A 1,238-nucleotide genomic window follows, 5' to 3' on the forward strand; every position below is an offset into this window, starting at 1 on the left:
TGTAGTGGTTCAATAAAACTGGACACCAACGTAGGTGGTAATATTGCCACCATAAGCGAGGTGTCTGATGACCAAGAAACGACGTACTTTTTCGCCTGAATTTAAGCAGGAAGCTGCCAGCCTAGTACTAGATCAAGGGTACAGCTATCCCCAAGCTTGTACCTCGTTGGGTGTCGGTGAAAGCGCCCTCCGACGCTGGGTTCACCAGCTTGCGGACGAGCGTCAGGGAGTAACGCCTAAGGGCAAAGCGTTAACCCCAGAACAGCAGCGTATTCAGGAGCTTGAGGCTCGCTGCAAACGCCTTGAGATGGAAAAAACTATCCTAAAAAAGGCTACTGCTCTCTTGATGTCGGACGACATGAATCGTACGCGCTGATAGACCAGTTGAGTGAGCAAATGCCTGTTGAAATGGTCTGTAACGCGTTTGATATTAGCCGCTCCAGTTACTACGAGTACCGCCAGCGGCGGCACCGCGTGGATATTGAGCGTCTGGCCTTAAAAACTCAGGTAAACCGCCTTTTCAAAAAGAGTCGCAGCTCAGCTGGCAGCCGCTCGATCAAGGGTTTGCTCAACGAAGAAGGCGTCACCATTGGTCGTTTCAAGGTTCGGCGTTTGATGAGCGAAATGGGGTTGATCTGTAAGCAGCCGGGCCCTCATGCTTACAAGCAGGCGACCGTTGAGCGGCCTGATATTGCGAACCATCTTGACCGCAAATTTACACCAGACCAGCCCAATCAGGTCTGGTGTGGTGACATCACTTATATCTGGAATGGCCAGCGTTGGAACTATCTGGCCGTTGTGTTGGATCTTTATGCTCGTCGTGTTGTTGGCTGGGCCATGTCGTCCAGCCCGGATGCAGATCTTGTTGTGAAAGCGCTGGATCACGCCTGGGAACAACGTGGTCAGCCGAAGAGCGTCATGTTTCATTCTGATCAGGGTAGTCAGTATGCAAGCCGCAAGTTCCGCCAAAGACTTTGGCGCTATCGAATGAAACAAAGCATGAGCCGACGTGGCAACTGCTGGGACAACTCGCCGATGGAAAGGCTGTTCCGGAGCCTGAAATCGGAGTGGATACCGGCTTTGGGATATCGAAATCTACCTGAGGCCAAGAAAGACGTTAGTGATTATCTAATGGGTTACTACAACCAGCAGCGACCTCACTCATTTAACGGTGGCATTTCTCCCGTAGGGGCTGAGGAAAATCTTAAATTACTGTCCGGTATTAGTTGACCACTACA

Annotated in this window: 1 protein-coding gene; it reads left to right on the forward strand. The window is 51.1% G+C overall.

Features of this window, described 5'->3' with window-relative positions; genetic code table 11:
* The first annotated feature begins 67 nt into the window (after nt 1-67).
* A protein-coding gene (locus E0L35_RS25270) for an IS3 family transposase (RefSeq protein WP_138801712.1) occupies nt 68-1,230 on the forward strand; the annotation gives its coding sequence in 2 pieces (ribosomal slippage) (nt 68-323 and nt 323-1,230; 1,164 coding nt in all).
* The last annotated feature ends 8 nt before the right edge of the window (nt 1,231-1,238 follow it).

This window comes from Halomonas sp. ATBC28 (assembly GCF_005937175.1).
Taxonomy (GTDB): domain Bacteria; phylum Pseudomonadota; class Gammaproteobacteria; order Pseudomonadales; family Halomonadaceae; genus Vreelandella; species Vreelandella titanicae.